16 protein-coding genes and 2 pseudogenes are annotated in these 18949 nt (G+C 73.8%); 17 read left to right on the top strand and 1 reads right to left on the bottom strand.

What is annotated here, in order from left to right:
* Window positions 1-62 precede the first annotated feature (62 nt).
* The 8 genes from rpsB to ispG all read left to right on the top strand — a co-directional run bounded on the left by rpsB (window position 63) and on the right by ispG (window position 8532).
* Complete coding sequence (gene rpsB, locus Acit_RS09810) at window positions 63-1040, top strand: 30S ribosomal protein S2 (protein WP_248108583.1); 978 nt, start codon at window positions 63-65, stop codon at window positions 1038-1040.
* Window positions 1041-1046: 6 nt separating this feature from the next.
* The gene (tsf, locus tag Acit_RS09805; protein ID WP_248108580.1) at window positions 1047-1796 is read left to right on the top strand and encodes a translation elongation factor Ts; all 750 of its coding nucleotides are present in this window, start codon (window positions 1047-1049) and stop codon (window positions 1794-1796) included.
* 50 nt (window positions 1797-1846) lie between these two features.
* Window positions 1847-2545 carry a UMP kinase gene (pyrH, locus tag Acit_RS09800; RefSeq protein ID WP_312710469.1) on the top strand — a complete coding sequence of 233 codons (699 nt, stop codon included), beginning with the start codon at window positions 1847-1849 and terminating at the stop codon, window positions 2543-2545.
* Window positions 2542-3114, top strand: a complete 573-nt coding sequence (frr, locus tag Acit_RS09795) for a ribosome recycling factor (protein WP_248108579.1) — start codon at window positions 2542-2544, stop codon at window positions 3112-3114. Before pyrH ends, frr begins: the two co-directional genes overlap by 4 nt.
* A 34-nt stretch (window positions 3115-3148) precedes the next feature.
* The gene (locus Acit_RS09790) at window positions 3149-4687 is read left to right on the top strand and encodes a phosphatidate cytidylyltransferase (RefSeq protein WP_248108577.1); all 1539 of its coding nucleotides are present in this window, start codon (window positions 3149-3151) and stop codon (window positions 4685-4687) included.
* Entirely contained in the window at window positions 4677-5906 is a 1230-nt protein-coding gene (dxr, locus tag Acit_RS09785; RefSeq protein ID WP_248108576.1) for a 1-deoxy-D-xylulose-5-phosphate reductoisomerase, read from the top strand. The genes Acit_RS09790 and dxr overlap by 11 nt, the downstream gene beginning before the upstream one ends.
* A 113-nt stretch (window positions 5907-6019) precedes the next feature.
* Window positions 6020-7219, top strand: coding sequence for a M50 family metallopeptidase (locus Acit_RS09780; RefSeq protein WP_248108574.1), 1200 nt, complete (start codon window positions 6020-6022; stop codon window positions 7217-7219).
* Between the two features lie 44 nt (window positions 7220-7263).
* Window positions 7264-8532 carry a flavodoxin-dependent (E)-4-hydroxy-3-methylbut-2-enyl-diphosphate synthase gene (ispG, locus tag Acit_RS09775; RefSeq protein WP_248108571.1) on the top strand — a complete coding sequence of 423 codons (1269 nt, stop codon included), beginning with the start codon at window positions 7264-7266 and terminating at the stop codon, window positions 8530-8532.
* Here the strand turns inward: ispG and proS are convergent.
* Window positions 8526-9941 carry a proline--tRNA ligase gene (gene proS, locus Acit_RS09770; RefSeq protein ID WP_248108569.1) on the bottom strand — a complete coding sequence of 472 codons (1416 nt, stop codon included), beginning with the start codon at window positions 9939-9941 and terminating at the stop codon, window positions 8526-8528. The genes ispG and proS overlap by 7 nt on opposite strands.
* Window positions 9942-10156: 215 nt before the next feature.
* On the opposite strand from proS, the gene rimP reads away from it, so the two are divergent.
* The 9 genes and pseudogenes from rimP to Acit_RS09725 form a co-directional block, all read left to right on the top strand.
* Complete coding sequence (gene rimP, locus Acit_RS09765; RefSeq protein WP_248108567.1) at window positions 10157-10729, top strand: ribosome maturation factor RimP; 573 nt, start codon at window positions 10157-10159, stop codon at window positions 10727-10729.
* 7 nt (window positions 10730-10736) lie between these two features.
* Complete coding sequence (gene nusA, locus Acit_RS09760; RefSeq protein ID WP_248108565.1) at window positions 10737-11960, top strand: transcription termination factor NusA; 1224 nt, start codon at window positions 10737-10739, stop codon at window positions 11958-11960.
* Window positions 11957-12172: pseudogene (locus Acit_RS13965) on the top strand (YlxR family protein); the annotation flags it as partial. The gene nusA and the pseudogene Acit_RS13965, both read left to right, overlap by 4 nt.
* A gap of 127 nt (window positions 12173-12299) precedes the next feature.
* Window positions 12300-15236, top strand: coding sequence for a translation initiation factor IF-2 (infB, locus tag Acit_RS13960; protein WP_376746043.1), 2937 nt, complete (start codon window positions 12300-12302; stop codon window positions 15234-15236).
* 72 nt (window positions 15237-15308) lie between these two features.
* Window positions 15309-15731 carry a ribosome-binding factor A gene (locus Acit_RS09745; RefSeq protein ID WP_248108563.1) on the top strand — a complete coding sequence of 141 codons (423 nt, stop codon included), beginning with the start codon at window positions 15309-15311 and terminating at the stop codon, window positions 15729-15731.
* Complete coding sequence (truB, locus tag Acit_RS09740; protein WP_248108561.1) at window positions 15724-16632, top strand: tRNA pseudouridine(55) synthase TruB; 909 nt, start codon at window positions 15724-15726, stop codon at window positions 16630-16632. Before Acit_RS09745 ends, truB begins: the two co-directional genes overlap by 8 nt.
* A 10-nt stretch (window positions 16633-16642) precedes the next feature.
* Window positions 16643-17638, top strand: coding sequence for a bifunctional riboflavin kinase/FAD synthetase (locus Acit_RS09735; RefSeq protein ID WP_248108560.1), 996 nt, complete (start codon window positions 16643-16645; stop codon window positions 17636-17638).
* A gap of 142 nt (window positions 17639-17780) precedes the next feature.
* Window positions 17781-18038 (top strand): 30S ribosomal protein S15, encoded by a 258-nt coding sequence (gene rpsO / locus Acit_RS09730; RefSeq protein WP_248108603.1) that lies wholly within the window; start codon window positions 17781-17783, stop codon window positions 18036-18038.
* A 200-nt stretch (window positions 18039-18238) separates the two neighbouring features.
* Window positions 18239-18949, top strand: a pseudogene (locus Acit_RS09725) (polyribonucleotide nucleotidyltransferase); the annotation flags it as partial.

The following is an 18949-nucleotide window of genomic DNA, read 5'->3' as shown; positions in this document are numbered from 1 at the left end:
CGCATCCACGGTCGTCCCTTGGGCGCAGCGCCGGGGAGGGACAACCGATGGGAGGAGCAGCCGTGGCCGTCGTCACGACCCGGCAGCTGCTGGAGGCCGGCATGCACTTCGGCCACCAGACGCGCCGCTGGAACCCGAAGATGCGCCGCTACATCCTGGGCGAGCGCAACGGGATCTACATCATCGATCTCCACAAGACCCTGGCTGGGGTCGAGCAGGCCTACGGTTTCGTCCGGGACCTCGTCGCCGGGGGCGGGGTCATCCTCTTCGTGGGCACCAAGAAGCAGGCCCAGGGTCCGGTCGCGACCTACGCCGAGGCCTGCGGCATGCCCTACGTGAACGAGCGCTGGCTCGGCGGCATGCTCACGAACTTCCAGACCATTTCGAGCCGGACCGCCAAGCTGCGGGAGTACGAGGCCATGGAACGGGCCGGGGACTTCGACGCCATGCCGAAGCGGGAGGGCCTCCGGCATCGGCGGGAGCTGGCCAAGCTCCGCCGAAACCTGGGCGGCATCCGGGACCTCCAGCGCCTGCCCGACGCCATCTTCGTGATCGATACGAAGAAGGAGCACATCGCCGTCACCGAGGCCAACAAGCTCGGGCTGCCCATCGTGGCGGTGGTGGACACGAACTGCGACCCCGACCTCGTCACCTACGTGATCCCGGGGAACGACGACGCCATCCGCTCGGCCACCCTCATGTGCTCGGTGCTGGCCGAAGCGGTGAAGGAAGGCCGCTACATCGCGGCGCATCGGTCCAGCGGCGCTCCGAGCCCGGCGCCGCGTCCGGCCCCGGCTCCTGCTGCCGCCCCGGCACACGCCCCAGCTCCGGCGCCGGCCCCCGCGCCGGCCCCGGCGGAGACGCCGACCGCCGCCGAGCAGGCATCGGCTGCCGCAGCGGCCAGCCCGGGCGCGACCGGGCACGGGCCGACGGCGCCCGACGGCGTCCCGGGGACCGCCGGGACGAGCGAGGACGGCACCAGCGTGGGGGTGGAGGGAGCGACGAGCCCGGTCAGCGAGCCGGCGAACGAGGAGAACTGAGCGACGATGGCGACGATCAGCGCGAAGGACGTCCAGACCCTGCGGCAGCAGACCGGCGCGGGCATGATGGACTGCAAGCGGGCTCTTGAAGAGGCCGACGGCGACCTGGAGGCGGCGCGCAAGCTCCTGCGGGAGCGGGGCCTGGCCGGGGCAGCCAAGCGGGCCGACCGGGAAGCGGCCCAGGGGGCCGTCGGCCTGGCCGTCCTGCCCGGAGCAGCAGCCATCGTGGAGCTGCGCTGCGAGACGGACTTCGTAGCCAAGGCCGAGTCGTTCGTCGCCCTGGTGGACGAGCTGGCCCGGCTGGTGGCCGAGAAGGGCGAAGACGCGGCGAGCGCTCGGCAGGAGGCCGTCGACGACCTGCGGACCACCCTGAAGGAGAACATCTCGGTGGGCCGGGTGGTGCGGTTCGTGCCGGCCGAAGGGTCCGTCTTGGGCAGCTACCTCCACCAGCAGGCCGGCCGGGGCGTGAACGCGGTCCTGGTCGAGGTCAAGGGGGGCAGCCCGCAGGTGCTGCGCCCCGAGGACCTGCCCGAGGCGGAGGTGGCCGAGGAGCGGGCCACGGTGGAGCGCATGGCCCGCAACGAGGGCAAGCCGGAGGCCGCCCTGCCGAAGATCGTGGAGGGGCGGATGCAGGCCTTCTACAAGGAGCGCTGCCTGCTCGAGCAGCCCTTCGTGAAGGACGAGAAGCGAAGCGTCGGGCAGGTGCTCGGTGGTGCCGACGTCCTGCGCTTCGCCCAGGTCGTGGTGGGCGGCTGAGCGCAGTGGTCACCTCGGCATCGCAGGCCGGCGCGCCCAGGCGGCGACTGGTGCTGAAGATGTCGGGCGAGGCCCTGGCCTCGCCGAGCGCCGCCGAGGCCATCGACGGGGCCGTGGTGGAACGGCTGGCCGGCGACATCGTGAGCGCCTGCCAGGAGCTGCCCTTGGAGCTGGCCATCGTAGTGGGCGGGGGCAACATCTGGCGGGGCACCACGGGGGCGGCGGAAGGCATCGACCGGGCCACCTCGGACACCATGGGGATGCTGGGGACGGTCATCAACGCCCTGGCCCTCCAGAGCGCCATCGAGCGCCTGGGCCAGCCGACCCGGGTGCTGAGCGCCATCCACATGCAGGAGGTGGCCGAGCCCTACATCCGGCGCCGGGCCGTCCGGCACTTGGAGAAAGGTCGGGTGGTGATCTTCGCCGCCGGCATGGGCAACCCCTACTTCACCACCGACACGTCGGCTGCCCTGCGAGCGGCGGAGATCGGGGCGGCAATGCTGCTGAAGGGCACCCACTCGGGGGTGGACGGGGTCTACAGCGCCGACCCCAAGGTGGACGCCACTGCGGAGCGGCTGGACACGGTGAGCTTCATGGAGGTCGTGCGGCGGGACCTGCGGGTGATGGACCTGACCGCCGTGACCTTCTGCAAGGACAACGGGCTGCCCGTGCTGGTCTTCGACCTGCTCGCCGAGGGTGCCCTGCGGCGCGCCCTGGCCGGCGAGGAGATCGGTACGCTGATCCGGTGAGCGACGAGGATCTGGCAGCGCTGGTCCTGGGCGAGGCCCGGGAGAAGATGGCCAAGGCCCTGGACCACACCCGGAGCGAACTGGCGGGGATCCGAAGCGGACGAGCGTCGGCGGCCCTGGTCGAGCGTCTCGAAGTCGAGGTCTACGGGGCCAAGATGGAACTCCGGCAGCTGGCCAGCCTGAGCGTGCCCGAGCCTCGCCTGCTGGTCATCGCCCCGTACGACAAGTCGACCATCGGCGCCATCGAGAAGGCGGTCCAGCAGTCCGACCTGGGCCTGACCCCGAGCAACGACGGGGCGGTGGTGCGCCTGGCCTTTCCACCGCTCACGGAGGAGCGGCGCCGGGAGCTGGTGAAGGTGGCCCGGCACAAGGCCGAGGAGGGGCGGGTGGCGGTGCGGAACCTCCGACGGGCCGCCCGGCACGAGCTGGAAGGGCTCGAACGGGACGGGTCGCTCTCCGCCGACGACCTGGAGCGGGCGGAACGAGAGCTGGAGCGGCTGACCCACGAGATGGTCGAGGCCGTCGACGGCGTGCTGGCCCACAAGGAGCGCGAGCTCCTGGAGGTCTGAGCCGGCAGGCCTCGGCGCCGGCCGAGGAGGCAGGGTGGACGAGCGAGACGACGAGCGGTCCCCGGCTGGGGGGCCCTCGGGCATCCCGAGCGACCCGCCGACCGAGCAGGTCCGGGTGGTTGGCGCCGTGCGCGTCGGTGTGCCCGCGGAGCAGGGGCAGGACGCGGCGGGCGCCGGGTCGGCGAGCGATGCTGCGGGCCCGACGGAAGGTGCCGAGACGGGGCCGGCGACCGAGGGGCCAGCGAAGGGTGTCCGCTCCGAGGAGGACGAGCGCCAGGAGGAGGGCGCGCAGGGGGTGCCGCTGCTGCCCTGGACCGACCCGCCCACTGGCCAAGTCCCGGCCGTCGTGGCCCGGAGCCCTGAACCCGAGGACCCGTTGGCCGCCCGGCTCGGCGGCGGGCCGTCTTGGCGGGAGCACCCCCACGAGTGGGACGACCAGCCCCTGGCGAGCGAGCTGCTGGGCGACGCCGAGCTGCGGGTCGGCTCCCTGACCGGTGTTCCGGAGAGGCCAGCTCCGAGCAGCCGCCCCGACGAGGCCGGTTCCTCGAGCGGGTGGTCCTCGGGCAGCGACGAGGGAGCGTCGGCGTCGAGGGCCTCGGGGGATCCGACCGAGGCGGCCGGCCCCGCGCGGTCGGCGTCCTGGGCGCCGGCGGGGGAGGGCAGCCCTCGAGGGGTCGGCCGGGGCCGGACCGCTGCGAGGCACCGGGGGGCCCGGGGGTCCGCGTCGGCCGGCGCGGGCAGCGGCCGGGGACGGACGGGCCGGAACCTGCCGGTGGCCATCGCCAGCGGGGTGGTCTTCGGGCTGGTCGCCCTGGGCTGCCTGGTCGCCGGTCCGCTGGCCACTTGCCTGCTGGCGGTCGTGGTGCTGACCCTGGCGGCAGCCGAGGCCTACGGGGCCCTCCAGCGGGCCGGGTATCGGCCGGCGACCCTGCTCGGGCTGGCGGCCACGGCCGGCATCGTGCTCGCCGGCTACCTGGCCGGGGTGGCGGCCCTGCCCCTGGTCTTGGCGGCCACCGTGGTGCTGAGCTTCCTCTGGTACCTCTTCGGGGCCGGTCGGGGCTCAGCGGTGGTGGGGGTGGCGACGACCCTGCTGCCGGTGGCCTGGATCGGGCTTTTGGGTTCGTTCGCCGGGCTGCTCCTGGCGCCGTCGATCTTCCCCGACCGCCATGGTGTGGCCTTCTTCCTCGGGGTCCTCGTGGCGGTGGTGGGGGCGGACGTGGGGGGCTTGGCGGTCGGCAGCACCCTGGGCCGGCACCGCCTCGCACCCGAGGTCAGCCCGGGCAAGTCCTGGGAGGGGGTCCTGGGTGGTGCCGTCCTGGCCGTGGTGCTCTCGGCGCTGGTCACCAGTCACGTCCACCCGTGGACGGTGGGGAGCGCCACTGCCCTCGGGGGAGTGGCGGCGGTGCTCGCTCCCCTGGGCGACTTGTGCGAGTCGCTGATCAAGCGCGACCTGGGCTTGAAGGACATGGGTGGCCTGCTCCCCGGCCACGGGGGCCTGCTGGACCGCTTCGACGGCGCCCTGTTCGTCCTGCCCGCCGCCTACTACCTCGTGCGAGTCCTCCATGTCGGTTGACGGCCTGCCCCGGGGTGCGTGCCCGGACGATGCGCCGGCGGACGAACCGTCCGGACCGGCGGTCACCGTGGCCCTGCTGGGCTCGACCGGGTCGATCGGCACCCAGGCGGTCGAGGTGGTCCGGGCCGTGCCGGGTCGCTTCGAGGTCGTGGCCCTCGCAGCCGGCGGCCGGGATCCCGCCCTGCTGCTCGAGCAGGCCCGGACGCTTCGGCCGTCGCTGGTCGTGGTCGGGGACCCCGCCGCGGCGTCGGCGGTCGGCGCCGGGCTGCCGAAGGGCTGCGAACTGGCCGTGGGGCCCGAGGGCCTGGCCGCGGCAGCCGAGCGGGCCGACGTGGTCCTGAACGCGGTCGTGGGCTTCGCTGGGCTGCCAGCCACCCTGGCGGCCCTGCGAGCCGGTCGCCGCCTGGCCCTGGCCAACAAGCAGTCCCTCGTGGCCGGGGGGCCCGTCGTCCAGCAGGTCTGGGACGGCTCGGGGGCAGAGGTCGTGCCGGTGGACTCCGAGCACTGCGCGCTCCACCAGTGCCTTCGGGCAGGTCGACCGGCCGAGGTCGCCAAGCTGGTCCTCACCGCCTCGGGCGGGCCCTTCCGGGGCCGGAGCGCCGCTGAGCTCGCCGACGTCGGCCCGGCCGACGCCCTGGCTCACCCGACGTGGCAGATGGGACCCCAGAACACGGTGGACTCGTCGACCCTGATGAACAAGGGCTTGGAGGTCATCGAAGCCCATCAGCTCTTCGGCGTGCCCTACGATCACATAGAAGTGGTTGTGCACCCACAATCCGTGATCCACTCGATGGTGGAGTTCTGCGACGGCTCGACGATGGCCCAGCTGTCGAGGCCCGACATGCGGCTGCCCATCGGCTACGCCCTGGGCTACCCGGCCCGGCTGCCGCGGCCCTTCGGTCCCATTGACTGGCGGGACCTGCGGCGCTTGGACTTCGAGCTGCCCGATCGGCAGGTCTTCCGCTGCTTGGCCCTGGCCGAACAGGCCGGCCGGGCCGGGGGCGTCGCCCCGGCGTGGCTGGTGGCGGCCAACGAGGTGGCGGTGGCCGCGTTCCTGGCCGGCCGGCTGCCCTGGCTGGGCATCGCCGAGGTGGTCGAGTCCTGCCTGGAGCGCTGCGAGCCCGGGAACCCCCAGAGCGTCGAGGAGATCGTCGAGGCCGACCGGCAGGCCAGGGGCGAGGCCGAGCGGGTGGTGGCCGCCCGGGAGCGGGCGGCGTGAGCCGAACCCCCCCGGTCGAGCCCGGGCACGGCCCCGCTGGTCCCAGGCCCGGGGCGGGCGAAGGGTCGCCGGCACCGGGGCGGCCAGGCTCGGCGTCCCCCGTCTGGGCCCTCGTGCGCCTGGCCGTCGTGGTCGGGGCGGTCTGCGCCCTCGCGGTGGCCGTCCACCTGACGGACCTCCTCGTGGTGATCGTGGCCCTGGCCGGCATGGTCATGCTCCACGAGCTCGGCCACTTCCTGACAGCGAAGTGGACCGGCATGAAGGTGACGGAGTTCTTCGTGGGGTTCGGCCCCCGTCTGTGGTCGGTGCGGCGGGGGGAGACCGAGTACGGGGTGAAGGCCATTCCCGCCGGCGGCTACGTCCGGATCGTGGGGATGTCCAACCTCGAGGAGGTGGACCCGGCCGACGAGCCCCGGGCCTACCGCTCCCAGAGCTTCCCCCGTCGGCTGCTCGTGGCGGTGGCCGGGTCGGCCATGCACGGCCTGCTCGCCCTGGCCCTGCTCTGGGGGCTGTTGACCTTCGTCGGCGTCACCCAACCCGGCACCGTCGGCATCCTGCAGATCGCACCCCTGGCCAAGGGGATGGATCCGGCTGCGGCAGCGGGCCTGCGGCCCGGCGATCAGGTCCTGGCGGTGGCCGGGAAGCCGGTGCGGAGCGCCGAGGCCCTGGTCCAGGTGGTGACCGACCATCCCGGCCAGCCCCTCCACCTGCTGGTCAGGCACGACGGACGGACCGAGCACGTCACGGTCACGCCTGCGGCGGTCCGCGTCCCGGGCCGGGCTCGGCCCGAGGGCCGGATCGGGGTGCTGGTCGGCCCCCTGAGCGCCACCGAGAACCCCGTGCGGGCCGTCGGGGGAGCGGCCCAGGACCTCTGGCAGGTGGTGGCCGCCACCTCCGACGCCATCGGCACCACCTTCTCGCCCCACGGCCTGGCCAGCTTCTTCAACCAGCTGGGCAACGCCAAGGCCGCGGCCCGAGCCGCCCAGGCCGGGACCCGTCCGGAGTCGATCGTGGGTGCCGTCCGCACCGCCTCCCAGGCGGCCGCCGCTGGCCCCGGCGCCTTGATCGCCGTGCTGGTCTCGATCGACATCTTCGTGGGCATGGCGAACCTGTTTCCGATGCTGCCCCTGGACGGTGGCCACGTGGCCATTGCCGTCTACGAACGGCTCCGCAGCCGCCGGGGCCGGCCGTACCGGGCGGACGTGACGAAGCTCGCGCCGGTGGCCTACGCCTTTATCCTGTTCCTGGTGGTGTTCGTCGGGTCCGCCGTCTTCCTCGACATCACCCATCCGGTCGCCAACCCCTTCGGCTGAGCCGAGGCAGGGCGGCCGGGCCGTCTCAGACCCAGGAGGTGCCCATGACCCGCCCAGTGGTGACGGTGGCCGAGCGTCGGCCTACCCGGCAGATCCACATCGGCAAGGTCGCGGTCGGCGGAGGTGCACCGATCTCGGTGCAGTCCATGACCACGACGAAGACGGCCGACGTCGAGGGCACCTTGAGCCAGATCTACGCCCTGGCGGCTGCCGGGGCCGACATCGTCCGGTGCACCTGCAACGAGCCCGAGGCGGCCGAGGGCCTGGCCCAGATCGTGCCCCGCTCGCCGGTGCCCATCGTGGCCGACATCCACTTCCACCACGAGATGGCCTTGGCGGCCCTGGAGGCGGGCGTGCAGGGACTGCGGCTGAACCCCGGCAACCTGCGCAAGGAGTCCGAGATCAAGCTCGTGGCCTCGGAGGCCCGGGACCGGGGGGTCCCGATCCGCATCGGCGTGAACGCCGGTTCCCTGCACCCCGAGATCGCCAAGCGCCACGGCGGGGCCACCCCCGAGGCCCTGGTGGAGTCGGCGCGCCGCGAGCTCGAGCTCTTCGCCGAGGTGGACTTCTTCGACGTGAAGATCTCGGTGAAGGCGTCCTCGGTTCCCCTCATGATCGCCGCCTACCGCTTGGCCTCGGAGACCTTCGACCACCCCCTCCACCTCGGGGTGACCGAGGCCGGCCCCCCGCCGGCTGGCCTGATCAAGGCGACCGCCGGGATCGCCACCCTCTTGGCTGAGGGCATCGGGGACACCATTCGCTACTCCCTCACCGCCGACCCGGTCGAGGAGGCCCGGGCCGGCCGGCAGCTCCTCGAGGCGATGGGGCTGCGGGAGCGCAAGGGCCTCGATCTCATCGCCTGCCCGAGCTGCGGGCGGGCCGAGATCGACGTCATCGGGGTGGCGGCCGCTGCCCAGCGGGCCCTGGAGGAGCGCCAGATCCCCCTGCAGGTGGCGGTCATGGGCTGCGTGGTCAACGGCCCCGGCGAGGCCCGGGAGGCCGACCTGGGCATCGCCGCCGGCCGGCACAAGGGCCACCTGTTCATCAAGGGCAAGATCGTCCGGGTGGTCCCTGAGGACCAGATGGTCGAGGCCCTGGTAGCCGAGGCCGAGCGGCTGGTGGCCGAGGGGGTCGAGGCCCGCCTGGCGGCCGCCGAGGCCGGGGCGGCCGAGGAGGCCGAGGCCGACCGCCGGGCCCTGCTCGAGGTCAAGGGGCAGGACGCCAACCGGTCGGGGGAGCGGATCGCCCGGATCCGGGAGCTGGTCGCCGAGGAGGCCGGACCCGCCAGCGCTGCCGAGGGCCGGTCTCAGTAGGCCCGGGCGCAGACCGCCTCGAGGGCAGCCGGGGGATCCTCGTCTGCCGGGAGCTGGCCATCGGGCCGGCGGACGAGGCGGACGGTGACCCCCTCGGCGTTCAGCGCCGTCTCCCCCTCGTCACCGAGGGCGTCGAGGGGGACGGCTGCGAACCCCTCGCGAGCGGCGGCCAGGACCCCGGCCAGGTCCTCGACCCGGCGGGTCCGGCCGGCCAAGTGCTCGGCCGCGGCCGCCCGGAGGCCCTGGTGGACCTGGTCGAGCAGGGCCGGGACCTCGCTGGCCAGCTGGCCGAGGGGCAAAGAGGCCTTGCCGGCCTGGTCCCGCCGGACGACGACCGCTCGGCCCTCGGCGAGGTCCCGGGGTCCGAGCTCGACACGCAAGGGGACCCCCTTGAGCTCCCAGTCCACCACCCGGCGCCCGAAGGACGGCTCGGGACGGTCGTCGAGCTGCGCCCGGACCCCGGCTCGCTCGAGGTCCTGGGTGAGCTGGTGGGCGGCCTCGGCCACCCCCTCGCCGGCCCGGGCCACCAGCACCACGACCTGGACCGGGGCGACCGGAGGGGGCAGGCGGAGGCCGGCGTCGTCCCCGTGGGCCATGACCAGGGCGCCCATGAGGCGGGTGGAGGCCCCCCAGGAGGTCTGCCAGACCAGCCGCCGCTCGCCGGACTCGTCGCTGAAGGTGATGTCGAAGACCTTGGCGAAGTTCTGGCCCAGCTCGTGACTGGTGGCCATCTGCAGGGCCTTGCCGTCGCCCATCATGGCTTCGCAGGTCCAGGTGGCGCTCGCCCCAGCGAAGCGCTCCCGCTGGGTCTTGCGGCCCACGAGGACCGGGATGCCGAGGATCTCCTCGCAGAGGTCCTGGTAGACCTGGCGGACGACCCGCCGGGCCAGCGCGGCGGCCTCCTCGGCGCTGGCGTGGGCCGTGTGGGCCTCGTGCCAGAGGAACTCGGTGGTCCGCAGGAAGAGCCGGGGCCGGAGCTCCCAGCGGACGACGTTGGCCCACTGGTTCACCATCAGGGGCAGGTCCCGATGGCTCTGGATCCAGCGAGCGAAGGAGGCGTTGATGATCGTCTCGCTGGTCGGCCGGATGACCACCGGCTCCTCCAGGGCCTTGCCGCCCCCGTGGGTGACCACCGCCAGCTCCGGACTGAACCCCTCGACGTGCTCGGCCTCGCGCCGCAGGAAGGACTCGGGAATGAGCAGGGGGAAGTAGGCGTTCTTCGCCCCGAGCGCCTTGATCCGGTGGTCCAGCTCGGCCTGGATGCGCTCCCAGATGGCGTAGCCGTAGGGCCGGATCACCATGGTCCCGCGCACCGGGCCGCCCTCGGCCAGCTCGGCCTTGGCCACGACCTCCTGGTACCAGCGCGGGAAGTCCAGGGCTCGGGGGGTCAGGACGGAGGGGGGCGCCATGGTCCCGTCATGCTAGGCGGGCCGTCTCGGTCCGGGGACGGGGCCCTGGTGCAGGGCCATCGTGCTAAGCTCGCAGAGCCGTTCAGTGGTGAGGGTGTCGTGGGAGCGTGGGCTGGCGGCCCACGCTTCTGCTTTCCAGGGCTCCCCGCTGCGGGGCGGGCCCGAGCGCATCGGGTACGGAGCGAGGAGCGTGACCGACCTGGGGAGGTGAGGCAGTGGGCGACGAGGGCATCGAGGCGGTCCTGGCGTCGCCCGTGGGTGCGATCGGCCTGGAGCTCGTCGAGGTCGAGCGGCGCCCCGGCCTCCTTCGGGTGGTCGTGGACGGTGCCCAGCAGCCCGCCGATCTCGACCGGTTGGCCGAGGCGACCCGGGCGGTCTCGGCGGTCCTCGACCGGCAGGACCCGTTCCCGGGCCAGCGCTACACCCTGGAGGTCACCACCCCGGGCCTGGAGCGGCCGCTTCGGACCCCGCGGCACTTCCAGCGGGCCGTGGGGGAGGTGGTGAGCGTGCGGCTCCTCGCCGAGGCGGCGACCGGGGAGCGGCGCCTGCGGGGTCGGCTGACCGGGGCGGACGAGACCGGGTTCGTCCTGGAGGGACCGGAGCTGCCCGATGGCCGGCAGGTCCTGCGGTACGAGGAGGTCGAGCGGGCCCGGACGGTCTTCGAGTGGGGCCCGGCGACCGGGGACGGGGCAGGGTCCCCGACGGGGCCCCGCCGCCGGGCGGGGACGGCCGGGGGGCGCAGAGGCGGGGGCCAGGGGCCGGGGAGCCCCACGCGAGGGAGACGGTGAGGACGCCATGAGCAAGACGAACTTCGAGTTCCTCGACGCCCTGGGGCAGATCGCCCGGGAGAAGGGGATCTCCGTGGACACGCTGCTGGACGCCCTGGCGAACGCCCTGGTCGCGGCCTACAAGCGACGGCCGGGCGCCGCCGAGGAGGCCGTGGTCACCATCGACCCCGAGTCGGGGGAGATCCGGGTCTACGGGCAGGAGCTGGACGAGAACGGCGAGGTGGTCCGGGAGTGGGACGACACCCCGGCCGACTTCGGGCGGATCGCGGCCCAGACCGCCAAGCAGGTCATCCTGCAGCGGATCCGGGAGGCCGAGCGGGACCTGAAGTACGAGGAGTACGCCGGCCGGGAGGGCGACATCGTCACCGGCATCGTGCAGCAGACGGACAACCGCTACACCCTCTTGGACCTGGGCAAGGTCGAGGCGCTGTTGCCCCAGGCCGAGCAGGTGCCCTTCGAGCGCTACGAGCACGGGGCTCGCCTGAAGGCCTACATCGTGGAGGTCCGCAAGACCACCAAGGGTCCCCAGATCGTCGTCAGCCGCAGCCACCCGGGCCTGGTCAAGCGGCTCTTCGAGCTCGAGGTGCCCGAGATCTCGGCCGGCGTGGTCGAGATCAAGGCCATGGCCCGGGAACCGGGGCACCGGACGAAGGTGGCGGTCTGGTCGAACGACCCCAACGTCGATCCCGTGGGGGCCTGCGTCGGGGCTCGCGGGTCCCGGGTCCGCATGATCATCAACGAGCTGCGGGGTGAGCGGATCGACGTCGTGCCCTTCTCGACCGATCCGGCGACCTTCATCCAAGCCGCCCTGCAACCGGCTCGGGTCCGGGAGGTCCGGCTGGACGAGGAGCAGGGCGTGGCCACGGTGGTGGTCGGCGACTACCAGCTCTCCTTGGCCATCGGCAAGGAGGGCCAAAACGTCCGCCTGGCGAACCGGCTGACCGGTTGGCGGATCGACATCAAGAGCGAGAGCCAAGTGGCGGCCGAGGAAGCCGGCGAGGGCGAGGACTGGGCCGAGGGCGAGTGGGTCCAGACCGAGTCCGGCGACATGGTCTGGCAACCTGCGGACGGCAGCGCGGCCCTCTCGGCCGCCGAGTGGGACGCCGCGGCCAGTTCGGTGTCCGACGAGGCCGAGTCGGCGGTGCCCGCCGATGCCCCCGAGAGGGATTCGAGCGAAGCGCCAGCCGAGGTCCCCGGACAGGCGGCGGGCTCCGAAGGGGGTTCGGCATAGGCCCCCAGCGCACCTGCATCGGCTGCCGCCGGGTCCGAGGGGTCGAGGAGCTGCTGCGGGTGGTCCTCGACGGCCAAGGCGAGCTGCAGGTCGGCCGGTCCCTGCCTGGTCGGGGAGCCTGGCTCTGCCGGGACCGGCCCGAGTGCCTGGCCAGGGCCCGCTCCCGCAAGGCGTTCCCCCGAGCGCTGCGCCGCCAGCCGGCGCCGGGGGCCGAGGAGCGGTTGGCCGAGCAGCTGGCGGTCGGCTCGGCGGGCGGGCCGGGCGGAAGAGTGTGGGAGGATAGGGCGCTGGGCTCCCCCGGGGCCCCTGATCGTCGAAGCAGAAGGATCGTAGAAGCCGGTGCCGAAGAAGATCCGCGTGTACGAGCTGGCCAAGGAGCTGGGCCTGTCCAACAAGGAGGCCCTGGACCTCTGCCTGTCGCTGGGCATCGGCGTGAAGAGCCACTCCTCGTCGATCGAGGACGCCCAGGCCGACCGGGTGCGCCGGAAAGCCGACCGCGAGGGGTTGCGTCGAGCACCGACCGCCGAGGCGTCGGCGACCCCGGCCCAGCCGGCGGCGGGACCGGCCGCTGACGGGGCTGGGCCAGCGCCGGCACCTGGCACTGGCTCGGCGCCGCCGGGCGCCGGTCAGCCGTCGCGTCCCGCCCCGAACGTCGAGCGCCCGAGCGGCCAGGGGAGCAGCCTGCTGCCCGGAGCCGGTCCGACGCGAACCGGCGCGGGCGAGGCACCCTCCTCGCCGGGCCGCCAGGTTGCTCCCGGTTCCCGGGTGGTCACGAGTCGGCCGGCCAGCGAAGTGACCGGGACCGGCCGGCCGACGAGCCCGGGTGGGAGCGCCCTGCCTCGAACGACGAGTCCCCGGCCGGTCAGCGGGCCCGCTGCGCCGACAGCCCCGAAGCCCTCGACCGAACCGACCAGCTCCCCTGGGTCCCCGGGGGCTCCCGGAGCGCCGGCGCGGCCGGCGCCCGGGGCGGGGGCAGGGCAACGCCCCCCGGTCGCACCGGCCGCCCAGGCCGGGCGCCCGGCGGGTCCCGGGGCTCCGCCCCGACCGGCTCCGGCAGGCTCCCCAGCGGCGGGTCCCGGGGCTCCGGCCCGTCCAGGTGGCGTGCCACCTCGTCCGGCCCGCCCGCCCCTCAGCCCGTCGGGTCGGCCCATTCCGCCGCCGCCTGGCCCGCCGCGCTCGCCCTCGGGCCGGCCGATCCCGCCGCCGCCTGGTCGTCGGCCCGCGGGAACTCCCGGTGGACGGCCCAGCGCGCCGCGCCCTGGTGGGGCGGGCCCCCGAACCGGTGGGGTCGGCGGTCCCCGGGGCGGCTTCGGGGGCGGCCGGCCTGGCGGCGGTTTCGGCGGCCGTCCCGCTGGCGGTCCCCCGCCGGTCCTGCGGGGCGGGCCCGGTGGCCGGGGACGGGCACCACAGCGTCGACCCCGGCGTCGGCGCCGGAGCATGGAGGAGCTCGAGCCGACCCAACTGACGACCTACACGCCGTCGAACGCGCCGGTGCCCGAAGGGGAGATCATCGTCGAACGGGGCTGCACGGCCCGGGAGCTGGGTCCGAAGCTCAACCGTTCGGCGGGCGACGTCATCCGGTTCTTGTTCCTCCAAGGCGAGGTGGTCACGGCCACCCAGCCCCTGACCGACGACATGATCGAGCTGTTCGCCGCCGAGCTCGGGGCGAACGTCCGGTTGGTGGACCCCGGGGAGGAGCAGGAGGCTGAGCTCCAGGCCCGGTACTTCGAGGACGACGACGAGGTCCCCGAGGAGGACCTGCGGCCCCGTCCGCCGGTGGTCACGGTCATGGGGCACGTGGACCACGGCAAGACCCTCCTGTTGGACCGGATCCGCCAGACGCGGGTGGTGGAGGGCGAGGCCGGGGGCATCACCCAGCACATCGGGGCCTACCAGGCCGAGGTGAACGGGCAGCGGATCACCTTCATCGACACCCCGGGCCACGAGGCCTTCACCGCGATGCGGGCCCGGGGGGCCCAGGTGACCGACATCGTGGTGCTCGTGGTGGCGGCCGACGACGGGGTCATGCCCCAGACGGTCGAGGCCATCGACCACGCCAAGGCCGCAGGGGTACCCATCGTGGTGGCCATCAACAAGATCGACCAGGCCGATGCCGACCCCAACCGCGTCATGCAGCAGCTCTCCGAGCACGGCCTCGTTCCCGAGGCCTGGGGTGGGGACACCATCGTGGTCGAGGTCTCCGCACTCCAGGGCCTCGGCATCGACGAGCTCCTCGAGCAGCTGCTGCTCGTGGCGGAGGTCGAGGAGCTGCGGGCCAGTCCCGAGGGTCGAGCCCGAGGCGTGGTGCTGGAGGCGAAGCTGGAGACCGGTCGGGGCCCGGTGGCCACGGTCATCGTCCAGCGTGGGACCCTCCGAGTGGGCGACGCCGTGGTCGCCGGTTCGGCATGGGGCCGGGTCAAGGCCATGCTGGACGACCGGGGCAGCCAGGTGAAGGAGGCGCCGCCGTCGACGCCGGTGCAGGTCCTCGGCTTCTCCGAGCCTCCCTCGGCCGGGGACGAGGTGCGGGTGGTCGCCGACCAGGCCACCGCCCGGACCATCGCCGAGGCGCGGGCCCGGCGCCACCGCGCCGCCGGCCACGCCCCCGCGCCGGTTGCTCCCGGGGCCCGCCTGGAGGACCTCTTCGAGCAGATCCAGCGGGGCGAGACCGCGTCGCTGAACCTGATCCTGAAGGCCGACGTGCAGGGCACCTTGGAGGCCATCACCGAGAGCCTCCGCAAGCTCGAGCGCGACGAAGTGAAGCTCAGCTTCGTGCACCGGGGCGTGGGCGGGATCACCGAGAACGACGTCCAGCTGGCCACGGCCTCCAACGCCACCATCATCGGCTTCAACGTCCGCCCGGACCGCCGGGCCCGGGAACTGGCCGAGGAGAAGGACGTCGAGATCCGGACCTACGAGGTCATCTACAAGCTCCTCGAGGACATCGAGGCCGCCATGGTCGGCATGCTGGCGCCCGAGGTCGAGGAGGTGGTGACCGGCGAGGCCGAGGTCCGGCAGGTCTTCCGGGTCCCCCGGGTCGGCGCGGTGGCCGGCTGCTACGTCCGCCACGGGGTCATCACCCGGGGCTCCAAGGTCCGGTTCCTGCGGGACGGGGTGGTCATCTGGAAGGGGTCGATCTCGTCGCTCCGCCGGTTCAAGGACGACGTGCGCGAGGTCCAGGCCGGATTCGAGTGCGGCATCGGGCTCTCGGACTTCCAGGACCTCAAGGAGGGCGACGTCATCGAGACCTACGAGGAGCGGGAGATCCCTCGGACCTGAAGTCGGCCACGAAGCCCGGCCCCGGGTGCTGGCCGACCAGCGGCCCGAGCCGAGGACGAGGAGGGGATGCCCATGGGCGCCCAGCGTCGGGTGCTCGACACCGGTCGGCGTTACCCCCGGACCGCCCGGGTGAACGCCGTGCTGCGGGAGGTCCTGGCCGAGGAGATCGAGCGGCGGTCCGACGCCGACGAGCGCCTGCGGCTCCTGACGGTGACTGCCGTGGACACCACGGTGGACCTCCGGCACGCCACGGTCTTCCTGGCCTCCCTGCCCAGCGGATCGGCCGAGGCCCTCGCCGACTGCCGGGTCGAGCTCCAGCGAGCCATCAGCCGGCAGGTCCGGCTCAAGCGGACCCCCCAGCTGGCCTTCGCCGAGGACCCGGCGGTCCGCCAGGGGGCCACCGTCGAGGGGATCCTCCGGGCCCTCCGCTCCGGCCAGGCGCCCCTGGGGTCGGCCGGGCAGGACCCGGCCGGGGAGGGACCGGTCGATGGCTGAGCCGCAGCCGGGCCTCCACGGGGTGCTGGTGGTCGACAAGCCGGCCGGCATGACCTCGCACGACGTCGTGGCCCGCTGCCGGCGGGTCCTGGGCACCCGGCGGGTCGGCCATGCCGGCACCCTGGACCCCGACGCCACCGGCGTCCTGCTCGTCGGGGTGGGTCGCTGCACCCGACTCCTGCGCTTCCTCGGAGGGCTGGGCAAGGTCTACCAGGGCGAAGTCGTCTTGGGAGTGGCAACGACCACCCTGGACGCCTCGGGCGAGGTGACGGCTCGCTTCGACATGCGGGACGTCTCCCTGACCGAGGTCCAAGCGGCGGCGGCCAGCCTGACCGGCCTGATCGAGCAGGTGCCGCCCATGGTTTCGGCGGTCAAGGTCGGGGGCCGGCGGCTCCACGAGCTGGCCCGCCAGGGTCTGGAGGTACCCCGGCCGCCCCGGCGCGTCCGGGTCGACCGCTTCACCGTGGCCCCCACGGCCGAGGCGGGCGTCTTTCGCATCGAGGTGGCCTGCTCCTCGGGCACCTACGTCCGTTCCCTGGCCGCCGACCTCGGGAGCTCCCTGGGCGGCGGCGCCCACCTGCGGTCCTTGCGCCGGCTGGCCGTCGGGTCCTTCGGGGTGGAGGAGGCCCTCTCCCTCGACGAAGTCGGACCCGCTCGCCTGCTCAGCGCCGCCCAAGCCGCCCGGGACCTCGACCGGGTGGTCGTCGACGGGGCCCTGGCCGAGCGGGTCCGCCACGGCCGGCCCCTCGACCGGGTGGTGGTCGGCGCCCGAGGCGAGGGGCCCTTCGGGGTGCTCGATCCCGAGGGCGTCCTCCTGGCCGTCTACCAGGCCGGCGACGGGGATCGCCTCCGGCCGGCCTGCGTCCTGGAGCCGGCCGGCGAGCAGGTGGCCGCCGGATAGGCTCGCCGAGGTGGAGGTCCTCCGGGGTCTCGAGGGGGCCGCAGGGCTGTCGGGGTCGGTGGTGACCGTCGGGACCTACGACGGGGTGCACCTGGGCCATCGAGCGCTGATCGGCGAGGCGCGCCGACGCGCCAGCGAGGCAGGCCTCGCCTCGGTGGTCCTCACCTTCGACCGCCACCCTGCCGCGGTCCTCCGGCCCGACCGGGTGCCGCCCCTCTTGACCGACCTCGAAGACAAGCTGGCCCTCTTGGCCACGACCGGGGTGGACCTCGTCGTCGTCCTCCCCTTCGACGAGCAGCGGGCCAACGAGAGCGCGGAAGAGTTCGTCAGCGAGGTGCTGGTCCGGGGGCTCCGGGCCCGCCAGGTGGTGGTCGGGGAGAACTTCCGCTTCGGCCACGGTCGCAAGGGCGACGTGGCCCTCCTCCGGGAACTGGGGGCCGTCGAGGGATTCGAGGTCGTCGGGTGGCCCCTGGCGACAGACCCCTCGGGCCAGCCCGTCTCCTCCACCCGCGTCCGGGCGCTGGTCCACGAGGGGCGGGTCGCCGAAGCCGCCGCTTTGCTGGGCCGCTACCACCGGCTGGCCGGTCCGGTCGTCCCTGGGGACCGCCGGGGAGGCCAGGCCCTCGGGATGCCCACCGCCAACCTCCTGCCCCCCGCTGGCCTCGCCGTGCCGGCCGACGGGGTCTACGCCTGCTGGGCCGACCTCCCCGAGGGGGCCGGCTGCTTTCCGGCGGTGGTCTCCGTCGGGGATCGACCGACCTTCTACGGCCCCGGGGCCACCCGTCTCCTCGAGGCCCACCTCCTGGGCTTCGCCGGCGACCTCTACGGGCAACGGCTCGGGCTGCGGTTCGTGGAACGGCACCGTCCCCAGGAGCGCTTCGCCGACACCGCGGCCCTCCGCCAGGCCATGGTCGAGGACGCCCGCTGGGCCGCCGAGCGCTTGGCCGAAGACGCCCCGCCCGATCCTCTCGTCGGGTCGCCGCCGGGGGCGACCGCCGGCCCCTAGGCCGGGGTGCACCAGCCCGCGTGCCGTCGGTCCTGGTCCCAGCGCTGCTGCTATGCTCCAGGCGGCTGGGTCAGGACCCGGTCGCCTGGAACCGGGGCCGGCGCCAGTCGGCTCCTCGAGCACACCGAGGCCGTTGCCCGACATGCCCGACAAGACGACGACGATCGAGAAGTACCGGCTCCACGAGAAGGACACCGGTTCGCCTGAGGTGCAGATCGCGCTCTTGACCGAGCGCATCGCCCACCTGACCGAGCACTTGAAGGTCCACAAGGGCGACCACCACACCCGGCGGGGGCTCATGATGCTCATCGGTCGACGTCGTCGGCTGCTGGACTACGTCCGGGCCAACGACGTCGAGCGCTACCGGAGCATCATCAGCCGGCTCGGGATCCGTCGCTAAGCGGCGGGCCGTCGACGACGGCCAGGCGGCTGGGCGGCTCCGCCGCCCGACAGACCCGGGTGCAGAGCCCGGGACCAGGATGCGGCACCGGCCGGTGGTCAGCTGCCAGTCGCCGGTTTCCTCCCAAGAGTGTGCCGGGAGGAGGTCGACGACTGGGAACTGGCGCCGGACCTGGCCGCTCGAAGAACCGAGGAGAGCGCATGCCGGACGCCATCGTCGTGTCGGCCCCGGTCAGTGGGACGACGAAGACCATGACCTTCGAGACCGGGAAGCTGGCCCCCCAGGCCGACGGCGCCGTGGTGGGCCGGATCGGGGACACCATGGTCCTGGTCACCGCCACTGCCGCCCGCAAGGTCCGGGAAGGGACCGACTTCTTCCCCCTCACGGTCGACATCGAGGAACGGATGTACGCCGCCGGGAAGATCCCCGGCTCCTTCTTCCGCCGGGAGGGCCGCGCCTCGGACCAGGCCATCCTCACCTGCCGGCTCATCGACCGGCCCTTGCGGCCCTCCTTCCCGAAGGGGTTTCGCAACGAGGTCCACATCGTCGGGACCATCCTCGGGGCTGACCTCATGAACCCCCACGACGTCCTGGCCATCAACACGGCCTCGGCGGCCCTCATGGTCTCGGGCATCCCCTTCGACGGGCCCATCGGGGCGGTCCGCATCGCCTGGTCCACCGAGGGCCGCTGGATCCCCCACGCCACCTACCAGGAGGGGGACGCCTCCTGCTTCGAGCTGGTCGTCGCCGGCCGGGCCCTCTCGGAGGAGCCCGACAGCGAGATCGCCATCATGATGGTCGAGGCCGGCGGCACCGAGGACTCCTTCCGGTTCTACGCCGAGGGGGCCCCGAAGGTCACCGAGGCGGTCCTGGCCGACGGGCTCGAGGTGGCCAAGACCTGGATCCGGGAG

It is taken from the genome of Aciditerrimonas ferrireducens, from assembly GCF_023130475.1.
GTDB classification, from domain to species: domain Bacteria; phylum Actinomycetota; class Acidimicrobiia; order Acidimicrobiales; family UBA8190; genus Aciditerrimonas; species Aciditerrimonas ferrireducens.
Note: the sequence above shows the minus strand (reverse complement) of the source record. Positions and strands in the feature narration are given on the sequence as shown.

Bases quoted from the DNA above. Each gene is read 5' to 3' on its own strand.
- tsf (WP_248108580.1), top strand. From the start codon at position 1,047: ATGGCGACGATCAGCGCGAAGGACGTCCAGACCCTGCGGCAGCAGACC.
- dxr (WP_248108576.1), top strand. From the start codon at position 4,677: ATGTCGGTTGACGGCCTGCCCCGGGGTGCGTGCCCGGACGATGCGCCG.
- ispG (WP_248108571.1), top strand. From the start codon at position 7,264: ATGACCCGCCCAGTGGTGACGGTGGCCGAGCGTCGGCCTACCCGGCAG.
- proS (WP_248108569.1), bottom strand. From the start codon at position 9,941: ATGGCGCCCCCCTCCGTCCTGACCCCCCGAGCCCTGGACTTCCCGCGC.
- nusA (WP_248108565.1), top strand. From the start codon at position 10,737: ATGAGCAAGACGAACTTCGAGTTCCTCGACGCCCTGGGGCAGATCGCC.
- Acit_RS09745 (WP_248108563.1), top strand. From the start codon at position 15,309: ATGGGCGCCCAGCGTCGGGTGCTCGACACCGGTCGGCGTTACCCCCGG.
- truB (WP_248108561.1), top strand. From the start codon at position 15,724: ATGGCTGAGCCGCAGCCGGGCCTCCACGGGGTGCTGGTGGTCGACAAG.
- rpsO (WP_248108603.1), top strand. From the start codon at position 17,781: ATGCCCGACAAGACGACGACGATCGAGAAGTACCGGCTCCACGAGAAG.